The 19,727-nt window shown below is 31.3% G+C and carries 16 protein-coding genes; 11 read left to right on the forward strand and 5 right to left on the reverse strand.

All coding sequences use genetic code 11. The annotated features are described in order from the left end of the window. Positions 1-7: 7 nt before the first annotated feature. The 3 genes from G8C41_RS03475 to G8C41_RS03485 all read right to left on the reverse strand — a co-directional run bounded on the left by G8C41_RS03475 (position 8) and on the right by G8C41_RS03485 (position 5,159). Entirely contained in the window at positions 8-700 is a 693-nt protein-coding gene (locus tag G8C41_RS03475; protein WP_166006115.1) for a thioredoxin domain-containing protein, read from the reverse strand. Between the two features lie 13 nt (positions 701-713). After that, the gene (locus G8C41_RS03480) at positions 714-3,482 is read right to left on the reverse strand and encodes a TonB-dependent receptor (RefSeq protein ID WP_166006116.1); all 2,769 of its coding nucleotides are present in this window, start codon (positions 3,480-3,482) and stop codon (positions 714-716) included. 669 nt (positions 3,483-4,151) lie between these two features. Beyond that, on the reverse strand, positions 4,152-5,159 hold the full coding sequence (locus tag G8C41_RS03485) for a peptidylprolyl isomerase (protein WP_255410611.1): 1,008 nt from the start codon (positions 5,157-5,159) through the stop codon (positions 4,152-4,154). Between the two features lie 740 nt (positions 5,160-5,899). Here G8C41_RS03485 and pheS point away from each other — a divergent pair. The 6 genes from pheS (at position 5,900) to rplS (ending at position 12,745) form a co-directional block, all read left to right on the forward strand. After that, a complete protein-coding gene (gene pheS / locus G8C41_RS03490) occupies positions 5,900-6,916 on the forward strand; it encodes a phenylalanine--tRNA ligase subunit alpha (protein WP_166006117.1) in 1,017 nt (338 codons plus the stop codon). 136 nt (positions 6,917-7,052) lie between these two features. Continuing rightward, a complete protein-coding gene (locus tag G8C41_RS03495) occupies positions 7,053-8,789 on the forward strand; it encodes a thiamine pyrophosphate-dependent enzyme (protein ID WP_166006118.1) in 1,737 nt (578 codons plus the stop codon). A gap of 109 nt (positions 8,790-8,898) precedes the next feature. Further along, complete coding sequence (gene aroC / locus G8C41_RS03500; protein ID WP_166006119.1) at positions 8,899-9,960, forward strand: chorismate synthase; 1,062 nt, start codon at positions 8,899-8,901, stop codon at positions 9,958-9,960. 230 nt (positions 9,961-10,190) lie between these two features. After that, complete coding sequence (locus tag G8C41_RS03505; protein WP_166006120.1) at positions 10,191-10,793, forward strand: thioredoxin family protein; 603 nt, start codon at positions 10,191-10,193, stop codon at positions 10,791-10,793. Positions 10,794-11,027: 234 nt separating this feature from the next. Next, positions 11,028-12,119 (forward strand): redox-regulated ATPase YchF, encoded by a 1,092-nt coding sequence (gene ychF / locus G8C41_RS03510; protein WP_160543242.1) that lies wholly within the window; start codon positions 11,028-11,030, stop codon positions 12,117-12,119. 272 nt (positions 12,120-12,391) lie between these two features. After that, positions 12,392-12,745 carry a 50S ribosomal protein L19 gene (gene rplS, locus G8C41_RS03515; protein WP_105297718.1) on the forward strand — a complete coding sequence of 118 codons (354 nt, stop codon included), beginning with the start codon at positions 12,392-12,394 and terminating at the stop codon, positions 12,743-12,745. Positions 12,746-12,829: 84 nt separating this feature from the next. Here the strand turns inward: rplS and G8C41_RS03520 are convergent, their stop codons facing one another. Further along, positions 12,830-13,339: a helix-turn-helix domain-containing protein gene (locus tag G8C41_RS03520; protein ID WP_166006121.1), complete on the reverse strand. Its 510-nt coding sequence runs from the start codon at positions 13,337-13,339 to the stop codon at positions 12,830-12,832. A gap of 311 nt (positions 13,340-13,650) precedes the next feature. On the opposite strand from G8C41_RS03520, the gene G8C41_RS03525 reads away from it, so the two are divergent. The 4 genes from G8C41_RS03525 to G8C41_RS03540 all read left to right on the forward strand — a co-directional run bounded on the left by G8C41_RS03525 (position 13,651) and on the right by G8C41_RS03540 (position 17,515). After that, positions 13,651-14,832, forward strand: coding sequence for a M14 family zinc carboxypeptidase (locus tag G8C41_RS03525; RefSeq protein ID WP_166006122.1), 1,182 nt, complete (start codon positions 13,651-13,653; stop codon positions 14,830-14,832). 197 nt (positions 14,833-15,029) lie between these two features. Next, positions 15,030-15,986: a thioredoxin-disulfide reductase gene (trxB, locus tag G8C41_RS03530; protein WP_166006123.1), complete on the forward strand. Its 957-nt coding sequence runs from the start codon at positions 15,030-15,032 to the stop codon at positions 15,984-15,986. Positions 15,987-16,010: 24 nt separating this feature from the next. Then, positions 16,011-16,625, forward strand: a complete 615-nt coding sequence (gene recR, locus G8C41_RS03535) for a recombination mediator RecR (RefSeq protein ID WP_166006124.1) — start codon at positions 16,011-16,013, stop codon at positions 16,623-16,625. A 26-nt stretch (positions 16,626-16,651) separates the two neighbouring features. Continuing rightward, the gene (locus tag G8C41_RS03540; RefSeq protein ID WP_166006125.1) at positions 16,652-17,515 is read left to right on the forward strand and encodes a glycosyltransferase family 2 protein; all 864 of its coding nucleotides are present in this window, start codon (positions 16,652-16,654) and stop codon (positions 17,513-17,515) included. 74 nt (positions 17,516-17,589) lie between these two features. Here the strand turns inward: G8C41_RS03540 and G8C41_RS03545 are convergent, their stop codons facing one another. Then, a complete protein-coding gene (locus G8C41_RS03545; RefSeq protein ID WP_166006126.1) occupies positions 17,590-18,777 on the reverse strand; it encodes an MFS transporter in 1,188 nt (395 codons plus the stop codon). 187 nt (positions 18,778-18,964) lie between these two features. Here G8C41_RS03545 and G8C41_RS03550 point away from each other — a divergent pair, with 187 nt between their 5' ends. Further along, entirely contained in the window at positions 18,965-19,699 is a 735-nt protein-coding gene (locus tag G8C41_RS03550; protein ID WP_166006127.1) for a carbonic anhydrase, read from the forward strand. Positions 19,700-19,727 lie beyond the last annotated feature (28 nt).

The following is a 19,727-nucleotide window of genomic DNA, read 5'->3' on the forward strand; positions in this document are numbered from 1 at the left end:
TAAGATTTTAATTTATTAATTTTTCAATACTTTGTATAAGATCTTCTTCATCGATCAATCCTACTTTTTCCCATTGCGTTTTTTGGTTTTTATAAGCTATTAATTTTGGAAAACCATCTTTAATATAGGGTTTAGCTAAATTTTTATTTTCATCGCTGTTTATTTTAATAATCTTTACTTTGTTTCTATATTTTTCGGCTAAATTTTTAAACATAGGTTCCATTTTCAAACAAGGTCCGCACCACGGAGCATAAAAATCAATTAAAACTATGCGATCAGAAGAAATCATTTTTTTAAATTCTTCTTTAGTTATTTTGTCTTCGGCTTCACCCACCACCGGTAGATTTTCAGTTTTCCAAGCATTGATTCCCCCTTTAAGGTCGTATAGATGAGTAAACCCTAAGTTTTTTAGAGAGTCAACCGTTGAAGCGGAACGTTTTCCTGATCTACAATAGATCATGTATGTTTTAGAAGGATCCAGCTTACGAATTTTATCACTAAAAGAAGCATTTCTGTAATCTAAGTCGATAGCATTTTTGATATGTCCGGTTTCGAATTCTTCAGGTGTGCGAACATCAATCAATATACTATTTGAATTTTTTAATTTTTGTAAAAAATCTTTGGGCTCTAAAACCGAATTCACTTGTGCGGATATATACCATCCAAAAAGTAAGTTAATGGTTAAAATAATTTTTTTCATGGTTTTATTATAATTATAGATTAAAATTTAATCGAGTAAAAATATAACGACCATTAAAACCAAATTGACTGACATATCGAGAATAAACGAATTGTCCTTGGTTACTGTTGGCTTTTTTGGCTACTTTTTCGGGGTAGCAATTAAACAAATTATTTGCTCCTACGGTAAGTTTTAAAAAATCAGTTAATTTATAGGCTATAGAAGCATCCGTAATCCATCTTGGATTATAGTATTGTTGATTTGAAAGTATATTAGAAGGTTCCGTTACGCCTCCAAAATAATTATTTCGTAAAAATAAGTTCCATTTTTGGATAGCATAAGTAAGTGAAATATTAAATTTCTGATTAGGAATTACATTTTCTAAATACACTTTACTGGAGTTGCTGAAATATATATCTTTTTTATCTTTTAATAAACGGGAAGTATGAATCGAACCCACTTGTTGAGTATAGGAGATCGTTCCGGCTAAATCTATAAACAGTTTTCCATTTCCTAAAAGAGTATTATAGGAAAGGACAGCATCTATACCTTTAGTTTCCGTGTCAACAGCATTGGCAAAAAATCTAGCTTTTTGAGCTCCTGCTTGTTGCAATATTTGATAGATTTCTTTTTCTGAAGAGGAACCGTTGGGATCTCCGCTAAACAAATCAGTATATACAATTTTATCATTAATTCGAGTAAAATATCCGTCAAGGCTGAAATGGAATCTTCCAACCTTAGCCGAAAGTCCTGCACTCAAACTCCTGGATTTTTCCGGTTTGAGTTTGGGTATACCCAGAAGTTGAGCTACTTTACTGTCATTCGTAAAAGTTCCAACCTCATACATATTTCCGTTTACATATGAAGTCCCCGTACTGGAATAGTAACGTTGTTGTAAGGACGGAGCACGAAATCCGGTACTTCCCGAACCTCTGAAATTAAAAGAATTGGAAATTTTGTAACGAAGAGCTATTTTACCGTTAACGGTCGATCCGAAATCATTGTAATATTCATATCTTCCGGCCAAGTCCACCAGGAATGATTGGTTAAAATTGATTTCAACATCTGTATAAGCGGCCAGAGAGTTTCTTTGAGAGTCCGTTGCATTTTGCGGAGAAAATCCTGCATTTCCTTGTGCTCCGCCCGGTATCGGTGTTTTACCGTCCGGTCCAAACTTCATAGGTATAGTGCCATTAATATCGGGTACGAGGGAAATACTGCCATCGGGATTGACTATTTCTCTGCCCATAGCATAATTGGCATAAGAAGCTTCTTCGCCGGCAATAATTTGGTATCTTTCATATCTGTATTCACCTCCCCATGCTATTCCTACTTCGGAAAGCCAATTAAATTTTTTAGACATATCTACATTGACCACGTTTTGTGTAAATTGTAATTTTCCCCCTCGGAAGGAGGTTGGAGACAGTTCGCCTAAAGAAGCATTTAACGTGTTTTTCGCTTTATTAGTAAATGTATTTTGCCCGAAAGTATTGCTGACTTCCATTTTCCAACCTATGAACATTCCTTTTACCCCGAGAGTGGCAGATTTGTCATAAATGCTTACTTCGGCTTGCGGTCTAAAACCTAAGGGATATATGGATGGTACATTATTTTCAGAATTTGGATATCTGTAAAATTGAGAAGCAGTGCTGTTTCTATATCCGAAAATTCCAAATGAATATACTTCCGTTTGAGTATTTAAGGGTAAAGAAGCATTATAAGCAATTTGCCCGTTTAATGCCTTAGATTGGCCGATAATTAAACTATAATCGCGACGATTGGTATACGTAGTTTCTAAAAATTCATCGGTTTTATCTACAGGTGCACCCGATGTATACTCTTTATAAATACTACCTTGATACATTCCGCCTCTGTTTGTCGGGTTTCTTCGGTCGAAAGTTGCCGAAAAGTTGATATATCCTCCTTTTTCACTCAATGGAATACCATAATTTAAACCCACCTGTACAGCTTCTCCATCTTTGGAAGTTTTACCTTGAGCGCTATTTTTACTTATATATTCTCCACCTGTAATTGTTGCACTAAATCTATTAATAGAAGTTTTTAGGATAATGTTAATCACTCCCGCTACGGCATCACTCCCGTATTGAGCAGCAGCTGCGTCTCTCAATATTTCGATTCGATCAATTGATGAAACGGGAATTGAATTTAAGTCAGTACCTACAGTACCCTTACCAAAAGTTCCGTTGACATTCAATAAAGCAGAATTATATCTACGTTTGCCGTTTACTAAAACTAATACCTGATCAGGAGTTAAACCTCGTAAGGATATGGGATCAGTCATATCCGTTCCGCCTCCTAACGATTGAGTGGTAGAGGTAAATGAAGGTGCTACATAATTTAATATTTGATTGACACTAACTTGTGCTCCGGTTTCTGCTATTTTTTTAACATCAATAATGTCCACAGGAGTAGGGGATTCCAATAATGTTCTAGGTTTAGAGCGTGTACCCGTTACCACAACATTCTCAATCGTAAATGTTTTTATGGTAAAATCTACAATTTTTTGTTTTTCATTATTGATAGGTATTATTTCCGAAATTTCATCGTGATCGGGCGTGGTAATAATAAATTTATATTTACCATTCGGTAGGGTGATTTCATACCTTCCATGATCATCAGTTGATGTTTCCATACCTATTTCTTCCACATTAATTTGTGCTCCTTTTATTTTTTCTTTTTTATCATTTTGTACCGTTCCTTTAACAAGGGTTTGAGCAGATAGAAACGAATAAAAGATGCTAATAACCGCTACCAAAGTCTTACTGGTTAATTTTTTTTTCATGAAAAATTAAAATAATTACTACACTAAAAATATTTCCTACTTAACAGGTAGGAATAATGTCAAATGTAAAAAATTTATTTTATATTATTATACCTTTATAATTAAAATTTTATATTATTTTATTATTATTAACATATATAACTGATAATCAGTATTATATATCTATTTAAAATTACTATTATTTATTTAAATAATTTAATTTTAAATATTTGTAAAAAATATAATTATAGTATGTATTTATGGTAATATTAAATATTTAAATAATTTTATTCTTTTATTTAAACATGATATCCTTCCTGAAAAAAATGAGTATAATAAATGAGTTGAAAATTTTATATTCTTTTTTTATATCTGATGATACGAAATTTTTAAAGTAAACGAATGTTTATGGTTTCGCATTATTAATAATTTGAGAGAGTAATAATAGTATCTGATTTATGAAATCTGTGGTAACGATTTTTTATATACTATTTTTTTAATTACTTAAAGGTAATGGTTGTGATACTTAGGAAGAAATATTTAATCCTTACCAGGTTTCAATAACTAAAGGAAGAACTTTATGGAATCAAGTTTGGTGTATATATAAAAAATTCAGAAAAAAAGAATACTCAATTTAAATAAAAAATCCGGTTACGATCTAACCGGATTGATTTATAAAAAAAGATTTTTTTATTTAGCTTTCACAAGTTCAACTTTGAAAATAAGCCAAGCATTCGGAGGAATAACTCCACCTCCGGCACCTTGAGCACCATAACCTAAAGAAGGTGGAATTAAAAAGGTAGCTTTATCGCCTTCATTTAATAATGAAATACCTTCTTCCCAACCTTTAATTACCATTCCTTTGCCCAAAGGAAATTCAATAGGTTCATTTCTTGCAAAGGAAGAATCAAATACACTTCCATTAGCTAAAGATCCTTCATAATGAACGGAAACAGTATCACCCGATTTTGCTTTTGCTCCTGAGCCTTTTTCATTAATTTTATAAAATAATCCACTAGGCGTTTCAGTCATATCGGCTTTTAATTCATCCAACTTGGCTGCAATTTGCTTTTGTTTTTCCTCAAGATATTTTTTATTTCTTTCGGAAATCAAATCTTTATTGTCTTTAAAAAATTGTGCAGCATCATAATTTTTATATTCATCACCTTTGGTAATTATAGAAACTTTTTCCATAATTACAGGATCAATCGGTTTATCTTGAGCTCCGGTTTTAACACTAGCAATAACGTTAACGGTTTCTAAACCTTTAATAACTTCTCCAAAAATAGTATGTCGTCCATCCAGCCACGGGGTAGGTACTTCTGTTATAAAAAACTGGCTTCCGTTGGTATTAGGACCGGAATTAGCCATTGATAAAATTCCTGTTCCGGTATGCTTTAAATCATTTTTCTCGTCTTCAAATCTGTATCCCGGGCCTCCCATTCCTGTTCCCTGAGGATCTCCGGTTTGAATCATAAAATCTTTAATGACTCTGTGAAATATAATTCCGTCATAGAAGGGTTCTCCCGGTTTTTTGGCATCATTAGGAATTTTACCTTCTGCCAATCCTATAAAGTTTGCGACAGTAACCGGAGATTCATGATCAAAAAATTTAACCAACATATCTCCTTTATTGGTTTTAATATTTGCATATAAACCGCTTTGCAGCCCGTCATACGTTTGTTTGTCTATTTCCAATGTTTTACAATTTATAAAGGTTAGTATTAATAAACAATATATTACGATTTTATGTATCTTACGTATACTGTCATTTAGAAAATTCAAATTTACTAAATTAATTAGTATCTTATATTTTAAAGTTGATAAGAACGGAAATTCTTCAGCCATATGCATGAATTCAATATATTATTTATTTATATAAACAGCTATATTAACAAATTTTATTTTATACGATATTTTTTTTCGATCAATTAAACATATAAAGTTATTGATAAACAATATAGATAAGCTAAATTTTCATACAATCATTAACTATAAAAAAACAAATTGTATAGAAAAATAAACATTTTACTATACGAAAGCAGAAATGTAATAATATAAAATTATTTTATTGTTATAAATTTATAATAATATTGATATAATTGATATTTTAATTGAATAATTTTTAAAAATTAAAAATAATAAAATAAAATAAAACTAGATAAATGGTATGGTGTTTGTTTATTAAATTAATGATTACAAACACACTAAAATAGTTTATATTAAAAAAGGCATTATTTTAATGTTTATTTAGTTTTTATTTCTTTAAAAACCTTGGCCTCTGTAAAAGGAGGCTTTTTTATTGAATCTACTTTCTGTTTAATTGATCTAAAATTATTTATGATATCTTTTATTTAAATTAATAATAGTATTTTTGTTTTATTATTTTTGCAAGAAGATAAAAATCTTTATAAAATAGAAAATATTAAAGATAACTAATGATTAATACTATCAAAAAATATTTAGAAGAAGTAGAATCTTTTACTTCTCAAAAAACTGAGGATGTTGAACAGTTTAGAATCAAGTATTTAGGTAAAAAAGGAATTTTGAACGATCTGTTTCAAAAATTTAAAGAAGTACCTAATGAAAATAAAAAAGAATTTGGACAATTGATCAATAATTTAAAACAATCGGTTGCTCAAAAAATAAATACGTTAAAAGAGAATGTCGGCGAGTCTGCAAATGTCGGTTTGCAAGAAGATTTAACCCGTCCGGGACTAGCCTTGAATTTAGGCAGCAGACATCCCATTAACATTGTTAAGCATAAAATCATAAACATATTTAAAAAAATAGGTTTTTCAGTAGCTGATGGTCCTGAAATTGAAGATGATTGGCATAATTTCACCGCCTTAAATATGTCTGAGTATCACCCTGCAAGAGATATGCAAGATACTTTTTTCATAGAGAAAAATCCGGATAGAGTATTGAGAACTCACACTTCTTCTGTACAAATACGGTATATGGAGCAAAATGAGCCTCCCATTCGTATATTATCTCCTGGACGAGTTTACAGGAATGAAGATATATCGTCTCGATCTCATTGTATGTTCCACCAAATAGAGGGGTTATATATTGATACGGACGTATCCTTTGCAGATTTAAAACAAACCTTACAATATTTTACTTCAGAATTATTCGGTAAATCCGAAATTCGAATGAGACCTTCATATTTTCCCTTTACAGAGCCCAGTGCAGAAGTAGATGTATATTGGGGATTGGAGACAGAAACCGATTATCGCATCACTAAAGGAACGGGTTGGTTGGAAATTCTAGGATGCGGAATGGTTGATCCTAATGTTCTAAAAAATGTTAATATAAATCCTGAAAAATACAGCGGTTTTGCATTTGGTATGGGTATTGAAAGAATTGTCATGCTGATGTATCAAATTGGCGACATTCGAATTTTTACTGAAAATGATATACGAATGCTACAGCAATTTAAATATGAATTTTAAATTAAGCTAAATTTATAACTATTTGTAGATGTATCATATAAATAATAATTTTTAAATTTATTAATAAAGTATATTTACCTGGAACAAATTTTGAGCATTCTGTATCTAAATATACTTTATAAATTTAAAAATTATTATGGAAAAAAAAGTAGCAGATCAATTAGTTGAAATACTAGTTGATGCCGGTATAAAAAGGATTTATGCTGTAACAGGCGATAGTTTAAATGAGCTTAACAGGGCCATTAAAAAAAACGGAAAAATACAATGGATCCATGTTAGGAATGAAGAAGCCGGAGCCTTTGCTGCCGCAGCCGAAGCTGAATTGGAAGGCATTGCTTGTTGTGCCGGTAGTTCCGGACCCGGGCATGTACATTTAATTAATGGATTGTATGAAGCAAACAGGGCAAATGTACCTGTTATCGCTATTGCATCCACTTGTGGAACAAGAGAATTTGGTACAGATTATTTTCAAGAAACTAATATAACCAAACTATTTGATGATTGCAGTGTATACAACCAAATTGCAACATTACCGGAACAAGCCCCTAGAATGTTACAAAGAGCAATTCAAAATGCTATATCTAAAAAAGGCGTAGCCGTTTTCGGGTTACCCGGTGATTTAGAATCAAAACCGGCGGAAGATATTTTAAGTTCTTTAAAAGTTTATCAAAACGAACCTATTTTAAGACCATCCGATAAAGAACTACAAGAGTTGGCAGATGTTCTTAATGAACATGATAAAGTTACCATTTATTGCGGTATTGGTGCTTCTAAAGCTCACAAAGACTTGGTAAAACTTGCAGGTAAATTGAAAGCTCCTGTAGGATATTCTTTTAGAGGTAAAATGGGCATACAATATGATAATCCTTATGAAGTGGGCATGACCGGATTGTTAGGGTTACCTTCTGCTTTTCAAAGTATGCACGAAGCAGATGTAGTACTACTTTTGGGTACAGATTTTCCGTATGCGAATTTTATGCCTTCCAATAAAAAAATAATTCAGATTGATGAAAGGGCAGACCGTTTAGGCAGAAGAGCTAAAGTAGATATGGGATTCTGCGGTAAAATTGAAGATACTTTATCTGTATTATTGCCTTTGATTGAAGAAAAACAAGATGATTCTTTTCTTAAAAAACAGCTGAAAAAATACGATAAAGTTAAAGAAGATTTAGATGTATATGTTAAAGATCCGGGAAAAGAAAATTTAATTCATCCCGAATATGTAGCCTCAGTTATTAATAATCTAACAGCTAAAGATGCCATATTTACCGTAGATACCGGTATGTGCTGTGTATGGGGAGCGCGATATATTCATGCCACAGGAGAAAGAAAAATGTTAGGTTCTTTCAGTCACGGTACGATGGCCAATGCCATGCCGATGTCCATAGGAGCATCCTTATCTCATCCTGACAGACAAATTATAGCTTTTTGCGGAGATGGTGGTATTTCAATGCTTTTAGGGGATTTAGCCACTATATATCAATATAAATTGCCTGTCAAATTATTTGTGTTTAATAATCGATCATTAGGAATGGTAAAACTTGAAATGGAAGTGGATGGTATCCCTGACAATGAAACCGATATGGTAAATCCTGATTTTGCCATGATAGCAATGGCTATGGGCTTTAAAGGAATAAATGTCAATAAGCCTGAAGAGGTTGAAGGAGCTGTAAAAGAAGCATTTTCAACGGAAGGACCGGTTTTAGTTAATGTAATGACCGATCCAAATTCACTTGCTTTACCGCCTAAAATTGAATGGAGCCAAATTAAAGGTATGACAACTTCCATGACTAAAATGATGCTTGGAGGAAATATTAAAGAAGTGGTTGACACAATTCAAAGCAATATTAAACATATAAAATCCTTAATTTAAAGGATAAGCAACCGAATATCTTAATGAAACAGAAAATCTAATTTAGATTTTCTGTTTTTATAATTAACGCTAGGTATACATTTACTTTATTTCTTACATTTGTAAGCATATGTTCAACGAATTCGGTAAATTTATTAAGCTTACTACCTTTGGTGAAAGTCATGGACCGGCACTGGGAGGCGTAATTGATGGTTTTCCAGCAGGATTATCCGTTAATTTTGATGAAATACAAAAAGAATTGGATCGCAGAAAACCCGGACAATCGAAAATTGTAACTCAACGAAAAGAAGACGATAAGGTAGAGTTTCTTTCCGGCATTTTTGAAGGAAAAACAACAGGACAAGCGATTGGATTTGTTATTAAAAATACCAATCAAAAATCCAATGATTACGATCATAATACCGGTATTTTCAGACCTTCACATGCAGACTTCACTTATTTTCAAAAATATGGAATCAGAGACCATCGAGGCGGGGGGAGAACCTCAGCAAGGGAAACAGCTAACTGGGTTGTTGCCGGAGCTTTAGCTAAACAATTACTATCCTCAATATCTATCCATGCATTTGTTTCTTCAGTAGGGGAAATTACTTTGAAAAAGAATATCCATGAACTGGATTTAAGCCAAACGGAATCTAATATAGTCCGATGTCCTGATTGGGAAACTGCTGAACAAATGATTCAGAAAATAGCTGAAATTAAAAAGGATGGTGATACTATTGGCGGAGTCATAACCTGTATGATTAAAAATGTTCCAACGGGTTTAGGCGAACCGATTTTTGATAAATTATCTGCCAGATTGGCTCAAGGAATGATGAGTATAAATGCAGCTAAAGGTTTTGAAATTGGCAGCGGCTTTGCAGGTACTCGATTAAAAGGTTCTGAACATAATGATATTTTTACTCAAGGAGGAAAAACACTGACGAATAATTCGGGAGGTATACAAGGGGGAATATCCAACGGTATGGATATTGTTTTTAAAGTTGCCTTTAAGCCGGTTGCTACCATTATGAAAGAGCAACAAACGATAGATGAAAACGGAAATGTATGTTCAATTAAAGGGAAGGGAAGACATGATCCTTGTGTGGTTCCCAGGGCGGTTCCTATTGTAGAAGCTATTGCAGCTTTTATTTTGGCTGACTTTTGGTTAATGAATAAAGTTAGAAAAATGTAATTTTTAATTTTAAAATAAACCTTTACATACAATTGGCAATAACTATCCTTTACCGGTCAAAAATACTATTTGAAGATATCTTTCGTTTAACTAACCAAGAATATACATAACTATATTTTCAATTTATCGGTTAAATAAAGAATATATAAAATTATGTATTTGAAAACATGTAATTTTATAATTAATAAAGATTACCAAACTATATAATGGTAACAGCTAATAAATATACGATGGATTCAATAAAATTAGAAAACTATTGGGACAAAGGGGTGTCTTACAATGAATATAAAGATATTATAGAGATTCAAGCAAAAGAAGGTTTACTTTCTAAAAATGAAGATATTAAAAAACTTGCTGAATACACACGTTTAAATTTGAGCCGAATACATAGGAATGATAAAACGCTCGTATTGGATGAATCAGTGAGTTCGGGCTTGAAGAAAATTAGTCGTAAAATTCATATATTAGTCATATCCGAAGGATGGTGTGGAGATGCAGCGCAAATAGTGCCGGTAGTCAATAAAATTTGCGAATCATCCAAGAGGCTGGACATGAGAATTTTTTTTAGAGATCAAGATGAATTATTGATTAATCAATATCTTACTAATGGAGGAAAGGCAATTCCCATTGTAATTTTTATTGATGCGGAAACTTCCGAAGAAATTGCTCATTGGGGGCCTAGACCTAAACCTTGTGCACCTTTCCTAAAAAAATATAAAACAGATCCTGAAAACTATACCCATGATGATTTTGCAAAAGATATTCAAGGATTCTATAATAAGGATAAAGGCCGAACCATTTCAGAAGAATTGTTAGAAAAGATTTTACAGTAAAAATGTTTAATTTTTTCGAAAATCTATAGTATTCTTTTTACATAAGTTATTATTAATCTTTATTTTTTTAATTGGGCAAAAGTTCTTGTCTAATGCTATCCTTTCTGTGTATAATATTTATTTCAGCAATGTTTTAGTAGGATATTAGTTTTTTCGTATACACAAATTTTGATTTAAATAGCCTGTTCTTAGGCTAAATTATAATTTTATATATTTGTCACAAATTTTTCGAGTATGAAATGTGGAATTGTTGGTCTACCCAATGTAGGGAAATCTACTTTATTTAATTGTTTATCTAATGCAAAAGCACAATCGGCTAATTATCCGTTCTGTACCATCGAACCGAATGTAGGTACAGTTTCTGTGCCTGATTTAAGGTTAAATAAACTTGAAGAATTAGTAGTGCCGGAAAGGGTAGTGCCTGCCGTAGTGGAAATAGTAGATATTGCCGGTTTAGTTAAAGGTGCCAGTAAAGGAGAAGGTTTGGGAAATCAATTTTTAGCTAATATCAGAGAAACCCATGCAATAATCCATGTGTTGCGTTGTTTTCAAAATGATAATATTACCCATGTTGAAGGAACTATAGATCCGGTTAGAGATAAAGAAATTATTGATATTGAGCTGCAACTTAAAGATTTGGAAACCATTGAAAAAAAATTGGATAAATCTAAAAGAGCAGCTAAAGCAGGAAATAAAGAAGAGCAGCAAATTGTGTCTGTGTTGGAAAAGTTGAGAGCTTTTATTGAAGAAGGTAAAAATGCACGAGAATTCGAAACAGATTCTATTTCAGAGCCGATTATTGCAGAATTACAACTCTTGACCTTTAAACCTATCATGTATGTGTGTAATGTAGATGAAAAATCAGCAAAAGAGGGCAATGAATTTGTTGAAAAGGTAAAAGAAAAGGTAAAAAACGAAAAGGCGGAAGTGATCGTATTAGCGGCTCAAATTGAGGCAGACATTTCTGAATTGGAAACCTATGAAGAGCGTAAAATATTTTTAGAAGAATTAAATTTAGAAGAACCGGGAGTAAATCGCTTGATTCGCCAAGCATACAAACTCTTAAATTTACAAACTTATTTTACTGCCGGAGTTAAAGAAGTTAGAGCTTGGACAATTGAAAAAGGATGGACAGCTCCTCAAGCTGCCGGAGTAATACATTCTGATTTCGAAAAAGGATTTATTAGAGCTGAGGTTATTTCCTATCAAGATTTTGTAACTTACGGATCGGAAGCTAAGGTTAAAGAAGCCGGAAAATTATCAGTTGAAGGTAAAGAATATATCGTTAACGATGGGGATATTATTCATTTCCGATTTAATGTTTAAGCTATATTAATGTCAATTGTTTAGTTTTAAACTATATTTTTAAAACACGTCTCCTTTATTTAGCATAGATTATAAATAAAGAAACACATATTTGAATACATTATAAAATTATTCAGCTATTTGTTATAAAACTTTTTAGTATTTAAAAGAATTTTAAATTTACGTATAGTATTTGTACAATTAAATAAGAATTATTAATTTTGCACCCAATTGATTAACCTCTGACGAAAGACGTGAATGTTATTCAATTTTATAACTGTTATATTTTTTAAATGGAACCATTAATTAAGTACGTACAGGATAAGTACATCGCAAAAAAAGAATTTCCAAAATTTGGAGCCGGGGATACCCTAACTGTTTATTACGAAATTAAAGAAGGTAATAAAACTAGAACCCAGTATTTTAAAGGGGTAGTTATTCAGGTTAAAGGAACCGGAGCAACCAAAACATTCACTATCAGAAAAATGAGCGGTGATGTAGGGGTTGAAAGAGTTTTTCCTATTAATATGCCTGCGCTTCAAAATATTGAAGTTAACAGAAGAGGAAAAGTACGTAGAGCAAGAATTTACTATTTTAGAGATCTACGCGGTAAAAAAGCAAGAATTAAAGATGCTAGAGTTAAATAATATTACATTTAGCATTTATTTTAAAATAAAAGAGGAAAATTTAAATTTTCCTCTTTTTTTTGGTTTTTACTTTCCTTTTAAAAATTAATTTTCGAATACTTCAAACGTATGATCTTCGTATATAATTAAGATTTTTTCTATTTTTTTCTTGTTATTTTTCGTTTTCTGCAGGATTGAATTTTTAATTATTTGATCTTCTGTCTGAGAATTTTCTTTTACGCGATTCTCAGGCGCTTGAATAGTATTAACACTATTAGAGTATGAAGAATCTTTTTGTTTTTGATCTATTTCATCTAAAGAAAAGAGTGTAGGGGATGGTTGTTCCTGAACCGTTTTATTTTCTAAATCTAAACTTTCCTTTTTATTATTTTCCAATTGAGATTTCAAAGGTTTTCCTTTTCCTAAAATGAGCCATTCAGAATTTATTTCAGGAAAAACTGATAGAGTTCTTTCTAAAAAATCTAATGAAGGTTTATTTCGAGCAGAAGTGATATGCGAAATACTCGATCGTTGGACATTTATCTTATCTGCAAATTCTCCTGATGTTAAACCTAATATTTCTATGAGTGTAGCTATTCTTTTATCAATTTCCATGATTTACAAATGTTAACTATTTACATATGTGAAATAGAGTAATAAATACAAAGTTACTAAAAATACCATAGATTCTGTCAAAAAATAACTTAAAGTTAACTTCAATAAAAACATTAAATAAATATATATAAAATACTGGTAAATAAATAATTAAATATTTTTTAATAAGAAAATTAAATAAATTACTTATAATTATATGACACAATATCAGGACTAATAAATTATAAGAAAAGATTGTTTTACAAATGTAAATTACAAATGTAAATCAAGAAAACTGTGTATAATTGAATATCTTTGTAAAAAATATAATTATGTCTGCAGAGTTTAAAATCTTTGATTTAAATGAAAATTTAAGTATCGAAGAAAATTTTAAAAATAGATATGTAAACCCTTCGGAGCTTTCCGATTTTTTAATGAAAAATTATAAAAGTTTACTTACAGAAATTGGAAGATCGGAACTTAATAAACCTATATATAAATTGACTTTAGGAAAAGGACCTAAAAATATATTACTATGGACCCAAATGCACGGGAACGAAACAACGGGTACCTTAAGTTGTCTAGATTTGCTTAAATTTTTTGAAAGTGAAAATAATTGCTCTCATGAAATTCTCAGCAAGTTTACCCTCGATATTATTTTCATGTTAAATCCGGATGGAGCTGAAATTTGGACACGAAGAAATCGTTTAGGAATTGATATTAATCGGGATTTTTTAGCCGTTTCATCAATAGAAATGCAAATATTAAAAAAAACTGCAAGTGAAAAAAAATATGATTTAGCGTTTAATCTACACGATCAAAGAACTATATTCGGAGTAGAAGGAAAAAAAGAACCGGCTACACTGGCTTTTTTATCGCCATCGGAATCGGTTGACAGAAAAGTGACTGAAACCCGAAAAAAATCGATGGGATTAATAGCTGATATTTATCAAGAAATTTCAAAACTTCTACCTAATAAGATATCAAGGTTTACCGATGAATTTTATCCAAGATCAGTCGGTGATAATTTTCAAAAATTAGGAATTCCTACTATATTGTTTGAAGGAGGGCATTTTCCCAAAGATTATTATCGTCAAATAACCAGACGATATTTTACATTATCGTTGATTACTGCTCTATATTATGCCTCTGTTAAGGATGAATGGCAAAAGGGGTATGAATTATATAATGAAATACCTAATAATTCTTTATCATTTTTTGATATTATATATAGAAATGTACGCATACGTGAAGATAAAAAAGAAACAGTTGATATTGGTATACAATATGTAGAAAAGATTACTAAGGGAGAAAATGAACTTTCATTTATTGCCAAAATAGAAGACATTGGAGACCTTACATTCATGTATGGACATGAAGAAATTGATGCAGATGGAAGATGTATCGTTTTCGCGGACTCTGCCATACAGTTTCCTAAAATAGGCATCTTGGCTGATTTTAAATTAGATGAGTGGATTATTGTAAATGGAAAAAAATTGGATTCATTTGCTTAGCAGTTACTTAACAATACATTAAAACATTACAATTTATTTTTAATATTAGCGGAAAAAAATGCTTAATACTTGAAATAATTCATTTACGGCCTTTTAGATAGTAAATCATAATAGTATTATATAGAGTTTACATAGGCTTACACACAGTCTCAAAGATAAATTTAGTAACTTTGCCCGGTTAATTATATATTATAAAGATGACAGAAAACACAGATATATTAGAAACTATTATTATAGGTTCCGGTCCTGCAGGATTTACGGCTGCAATTTATGCTGCCAGAGCCGAAATGAATCCTCTTATGATCACCGGTTTAGAATTAGGAGGACAGCTAACGACTACCACCGAAGTTGAAAATTTTCCCGGATATCCCGACGGGATTACCGGTCCTGAAATGATGATTCAGTTACAAAAACAAGCCGAAAAATTCGGTACACAAGTTATCATCGATACCGTATCAGAGGTTGAATTAGGAAAAAATGTAGGAGACATACATATTGTAAAAACTATATCGGGAAAAGAATTTAAAACTAAAACTATTATCATTTCAACGGGTGCAAGTGCAAAATATTTAGGTAAAGATTTTGAAAAAACCTATAGAGGAGGCGGAGTTTCTGCTTGTGCCACTTGTGACGGATTTTTTTACAGAGGTAAAAATGTGGTAGTTGTAGGAGGCGGAGATACGGCAGCTGAAGAAGCAACGTACTTAGCAAAAATATGTAAGACTGTTTATATGCTTGTACGTAAAGATTATTTAAAAGCTTCTAAAATTATGCAAGATCGAGTAGACCTCACCTCTAATATTGTACTTATGTATAATACCGAATTGCAAGATTTAAAAGGCGATAATAACTTGGTTTCTCAAGCCGTGGTTATTGATAATTTAAACAACGAAGAAAAAGTATTGGATGTAGACGGAATATTTATTGCTATCGGACACAAACCCAATACCGAGATATTTAAAGGTAAATTGGAAATGGACGAAACCGGATATTTACATGTTAAGCCATTTAGTACAGAAACAAATATTCCGGGAGTTTTTGCGGCGGGTGATGTTGCCGATAAAAAATACAGACAAGCAATTACTGCCGCAGGAGCAGGTTGTATGGCTGCTTTGGATGCAGAAAAATATGTATCGTCCCTAGATCATCATTAAATTTAAGCAGGTCTTGATGATTGTATGAATTATCCCAGCAAAATATTAGAAAAAGCAGTTGAAGAAATTTCACAACTTCCGGGTATTGGTAGGAGGACGGCCCTACGTTTAGCCTTGCATTTATTGGATATACCTGAAATTCAGGCAGATAATTTATCAAAATCAATTAGTCAGTTAGTACATGAAATAAAACACTGTAAACTGTGCAACAATCTATCGGATACTGAGATCTGTACCATCTGTGCAAATCCGTATAGAAATGAAAAAATTATCTGTGTGGTTGAAGATGTAAGAGATGTAATGGCTATAGAAAGTACCCAACAGTTCAATGGAAAGTATCATGTATTGGGGGGAAGAATTTCTCCTATGGAAGGAGTCAGCGCAACCGATTTGTGTATCAATCCGCTAATTGAAAGAGTTAAAGAACAGGGAACAGAGGAAATTATATTTGCATTAAGTGCTACTATAGAAGGAGACACAACCATGTTTTATTTATATAAAATATTGAATGATCCTCATATAAAATTCACGGCAATAGCAAGGGGAATAGGAGTAGGTGATGAACTTGAATATACAGATGAGTTAACTTTAATACGTTCCATACAAAACAGAGTACCTTATAAACAAGGGATTAAATAGTTCTTATAGTAATTAAAAAATAATTAATGAATTTGAAACAACTTTCAATTATTATTGTTAATTATAATGTAAAAGATCTTTTAAAAAATTGCATTCAAAGTTGTTTACATGCAATAAAAACAATTGATGCAGAAATTATTATTGTAGACAATAATTCCAATGACGGAAGCAAAGAATTTATAACGCGACTATTTCCTCAAGTTAAATGGATACAAAACTCGGCAAATTTAGGTTTCTCTAAAGCAAATAATATAGGTGTTACGTATTCAAAGGGAAACTATTTACTAATTCTCAATCCCGATACTATTGTTAAGCCGGATGTTTTTGAAAAAATTATACCTTTTGCCGAACATGCAAAAAAATTTGGAGCCTTAGGGGTTCGAATTACCGATGAACACAACCAATATCGACCGGAATCAAAAAGAAATTATCCGAATCCTAAAAATACATTTGATAAGTTATTCAGCCAATTATTTTTTAGTAAATCAAAAAAATCTAAAGGATATTATAATACGGAATTGGGTGAATATGATATTGGAAAAGTGGAAATTTTAACAGGATGCTTTTTCTTTACTACCAAAAAAATATATACTGAAGTTGGAGGTTTCGATGAATCTTATTTTATGTATGGTGAAGATATCGATCTAAGTTATACTATTTTAAAAGCCGGTTATCAAAATTATTATTACGGGAAAACTTCCATAATACATTATAAAGGAGCAGCAACTAAAATAGATAAATTGTATTACAAAAATTTCTATAATGCTATGGAAATTTTTGTAAGAAAATATTTTAAAAAGCCTTTTGTAATGTATATTTTCTTATTGTTCGGATTAAAAATAAGATATTATTTAGCTTTATTAATATTTAGCATGCAAAGAAAAAAATAACACAATATTTATAAAACAATGCTCATAAATTTATTCAAATTTATGAGCATTATTTTTTTGGAAAACTACTTATTTTAATCTTTAAAAACTTTTAAATTAGAAGATAGTATAAAAATACAAATTCCAAAAATACCTATTAAAGCAAAGGAAAATCTAAGATTAAGAGCTTCGGATATGTAACCTATAACCGGAGGACCTAATAAAAAACCTATAAATCCTATGCTGGAAACTATAGTCAATGCCATGCCGGTTGGAATTTTAGTTTTCTGTCCTGATAAGCTATAAATAGTGGGTATTATGCTGGATACTCCTAAACCGATAATCATAAAAGACAAGGTGGTGATAATCAAATTAGGAAAGGCAACAGAAATAAATAAGCCCAATGATATCAGTATTCCACTTAGTTGAACTACAAGTTTTCTTCCCCATTTTTGTATGGCATGATCAGCAATAAAACGACCGCTTGCCATCATAATCATAAACGAGGTAAAACCTAAAGGAGCCCAATTTTTGGAAGCTTTAACGATTTCTTCAAAATATATTCCACTCCAATCAAACATGGCACCTTCGGAAGCCATACCACAAAAAGCAGTAATTCCCAAGAGAAATAAAAATTTTTCAGGTTTTTGCTTCTCTTTTGTACTTTTTGTTTCTGAATTTTTATCAGAAATATTTTTTGCGTCTATTTGTAGATATTTGAAATTAAACAAAATAAGTACTCCTACTGTAAAAAGAATAAACAAATAATGTTGAAAAGGCGATAACCCTAAGTTTACCATTACTAAACCTATTAAAGAACCGGTAAATCCGGCTATACTCCATCCTCCATGAAAAGAAGACATGATGGATTTTTTGTATAGATTTTCAACAAGTATTCCTTGAGTATTAACGGAAATATTGCAAAAATTACCAAAAAAGCCAAACAAAATTAAAGTAAGAATTAACATTAATTCGGTTTGTGAACATCCTATTAATAATAAACTTAAGGCATAGCAAGGCAGAGAAGCTATCAATATTTTTTTACTTCCCATTTTAGATATTAAAAATCCCGATAGGGTCATCCCTAAAATTTGACCAACCGGCAGCATTAGTAAAATAGTTCCCCAGGAAGCATCCCCTAATTTCAAAAAGTTTTTAATGTCAGGAATTCTGCTGGCCCAGCTGGAAAAACAGATTCCTTGTGAAAAGTAAAAAGCAAATACCCCCAAACGGATTCTTTTGGGCGATAGATTGTTAGGCTTCGAATCAATAGCGTTAGTCATGAATGAAATTTTGTTTTTTTTGAAAATTAGCTGCAAATTTAATTCGCAAGTTTGTAAAATCATAAAATATTATGTAAAGCTCTTAAATGAGGACATTTTGTTTTAAATTAAACTAATTAACAAAAATTTAACATTTATATTGTTTCATGGTTCTATAATTTTGTGCTAAATTATAATAGATAAAACAATGAAAAAAGTATTTTTATTTTTAAGTATACTTGCTGCAAGTATGAGCTATTCTCAAAATCATCATTGGGGATATGAAGGAGAATCTTCTCCGGAACATTGGGGAGAATTGGAAGAAGGAAAACAATGCGGTATAGGTAAATTTCAATCACCAATTAACATTTCAAAATCTAACTATAAAAAAGATTTATCGCCTATACAATTTAATTACGGATCCGGAGAAATCGAGGATATCGAAGACAATGGGCATTCTCTTCAATTTGATTTTAAATCAGGAAGCACCATTACGTACAACAAAAAAGTTTATACCTTAGTTCAATTCCATGCTCATGAAGAATCTGAACATACCATTGATAGAGTGAGATACCCTTTGGAATTACATTTTGTTCATAAAGCAGAAGATGGTTCAGTATTGGTAATTGGTGTTATGGTAAAAGAGGGAAATTTAAATTCTTATTTTGAAAAACTCGAAATTTTTAAAACATTAAAAGGGTTAGGAAAAATTAATACAGTTATAAAATTTAACCCTGAAAATTTATATCCAAAAGATAAATCCTATTACACATATTTAGGATCTTTGACTACCCCTCCTTGTGCAGAAAATGTAACTTGGATCGTATTTAAAAATCCAATAACTATGAGCGAAGAAGAAATTGATGAAATAAAATATCATTTACCAAAATCAAATAACAGACCTCTTCAACCTTTAAACGGTAGAAAAATATTTAATAATTAAAAAAATATAGTCATATCTTAAATTCCCT

The organism is Apibacter sp. B3706 (assembly GCF_011082725.1).
In the GTDB taxonomy this organism is placed as follows: Bacteria; Bacteroidota; Bacteroidia; order Flavobacteriales; family Weeksellaceae; genus Apibacter.

What these genes read in the sequence shown, in the direction of transcription:
- G8C41_RS03475 (WP_166006115.1), bottom strand. Translation starts at nt 700, where the DNA reads ATGAAAAAAATTATTTTAACCATTAACTTACTTTTTGGATGGTATATA.
- G8C41_RS03480 (WP_166006116.1), bottom strand. Translation starts at nt 3,482, where the DNA reads ATGAAAAAAAAATTAACCAGTAAGACTTTGGTAGCGGTTATTAGCATC.
- pheS (WP_166006117.1), top strand. Translation starts at nt 5,900, where the DNA reads ATGATTAATACTATCAAAAAATATTTAGAAGAAGTAGAATCTTTTACT.
- G8C41_RS03495 (WP_166006118.1), top strand. Translation starts at nt 7,053, where the DNA reads ATGGAAAAAAAAGTAGCAGATCAATTAGTTGAAATACTAGTTGATGCC.
- aroC (WP_166006119.1), top strand. Translation starts at nt 8,899, where the DNA reads ATGTTCAACGAATTCGGTAAATTTATTAAGCTTACTACCTTTGGTGAA.
- G8C41_RS03505 (WP_166006120.1), top strand. Translation starts at nt 10,191, where the DNA reads ATGGATTCAATAAAATTAGAAAACTATTGGGACAAAGGGGTGTCTTAC.
- ychF (WP_160543242.1), top strand. Translation starts at nt 11,028, where the DNA reads ATGAAATGTGGAATTGTTGGTCTACCCAATGTAGGGAAATCTACTTTA.
- rplS (WP_105297718.1), top strand. Translation starts at nt 12,392, where the DNA reads ATGGAACCATTAATTAAGTACGTACAGGATAAGTACATCGCAAAAAAA.
- G8C41_RS03520 (WP_166006121.1), bottom strand. Translation starts at nt 13,339, where the DNA reads ATGGAAATTGATAAAAGAATAGCTACACTCATAGAAATATTAGGTTTA.
- G8C41_RS03525 (WP_166006122.1), top strand. Translation starts at nt 13,651, where the DNA reads ATGTCTGCAGAGTTTAAAATCTTTGATTTAAATGAAAATTTAAGTATC.
- trxB (WP_166006123.1), top strand. Translation starts at nt 15,030, where the DNA reads ATGACAGAAAACACAGATATATTAGAAACTATTATTATAGGTTCCGGT.
- recR (WP_166006124.1), top strand. Translation starts at nt 16,011, where the DNA reads ATGAATTATCCCAGCAAAATATTAGAAAAAGCAGTTGAAGAAATTTCA.
- G8C41_RS03540 (WP_166006125.1), top strand. Translation starts at nt 16,652, where the DNA reads ATGAATTTGAAACAACTTTCAATTATTATTGTTAATTATAATGTAAAA.
- G8C41_RS03545 (WP_166006126.1), bottom strand. Translation starts at nt 18,777, where the DNA reads ATGACTAACGCTATTGATTCGAAGCCTAACAATCTATCGCCCAAAAGA.
- G8C41_RS03550 (WP_166006127.1), top strand. Translation starts at nt 18,965, where the DNA reads ATGAAAAAAGTATTTTTATTTTTAAGTATACTTGCTGCAAGTATGAGC.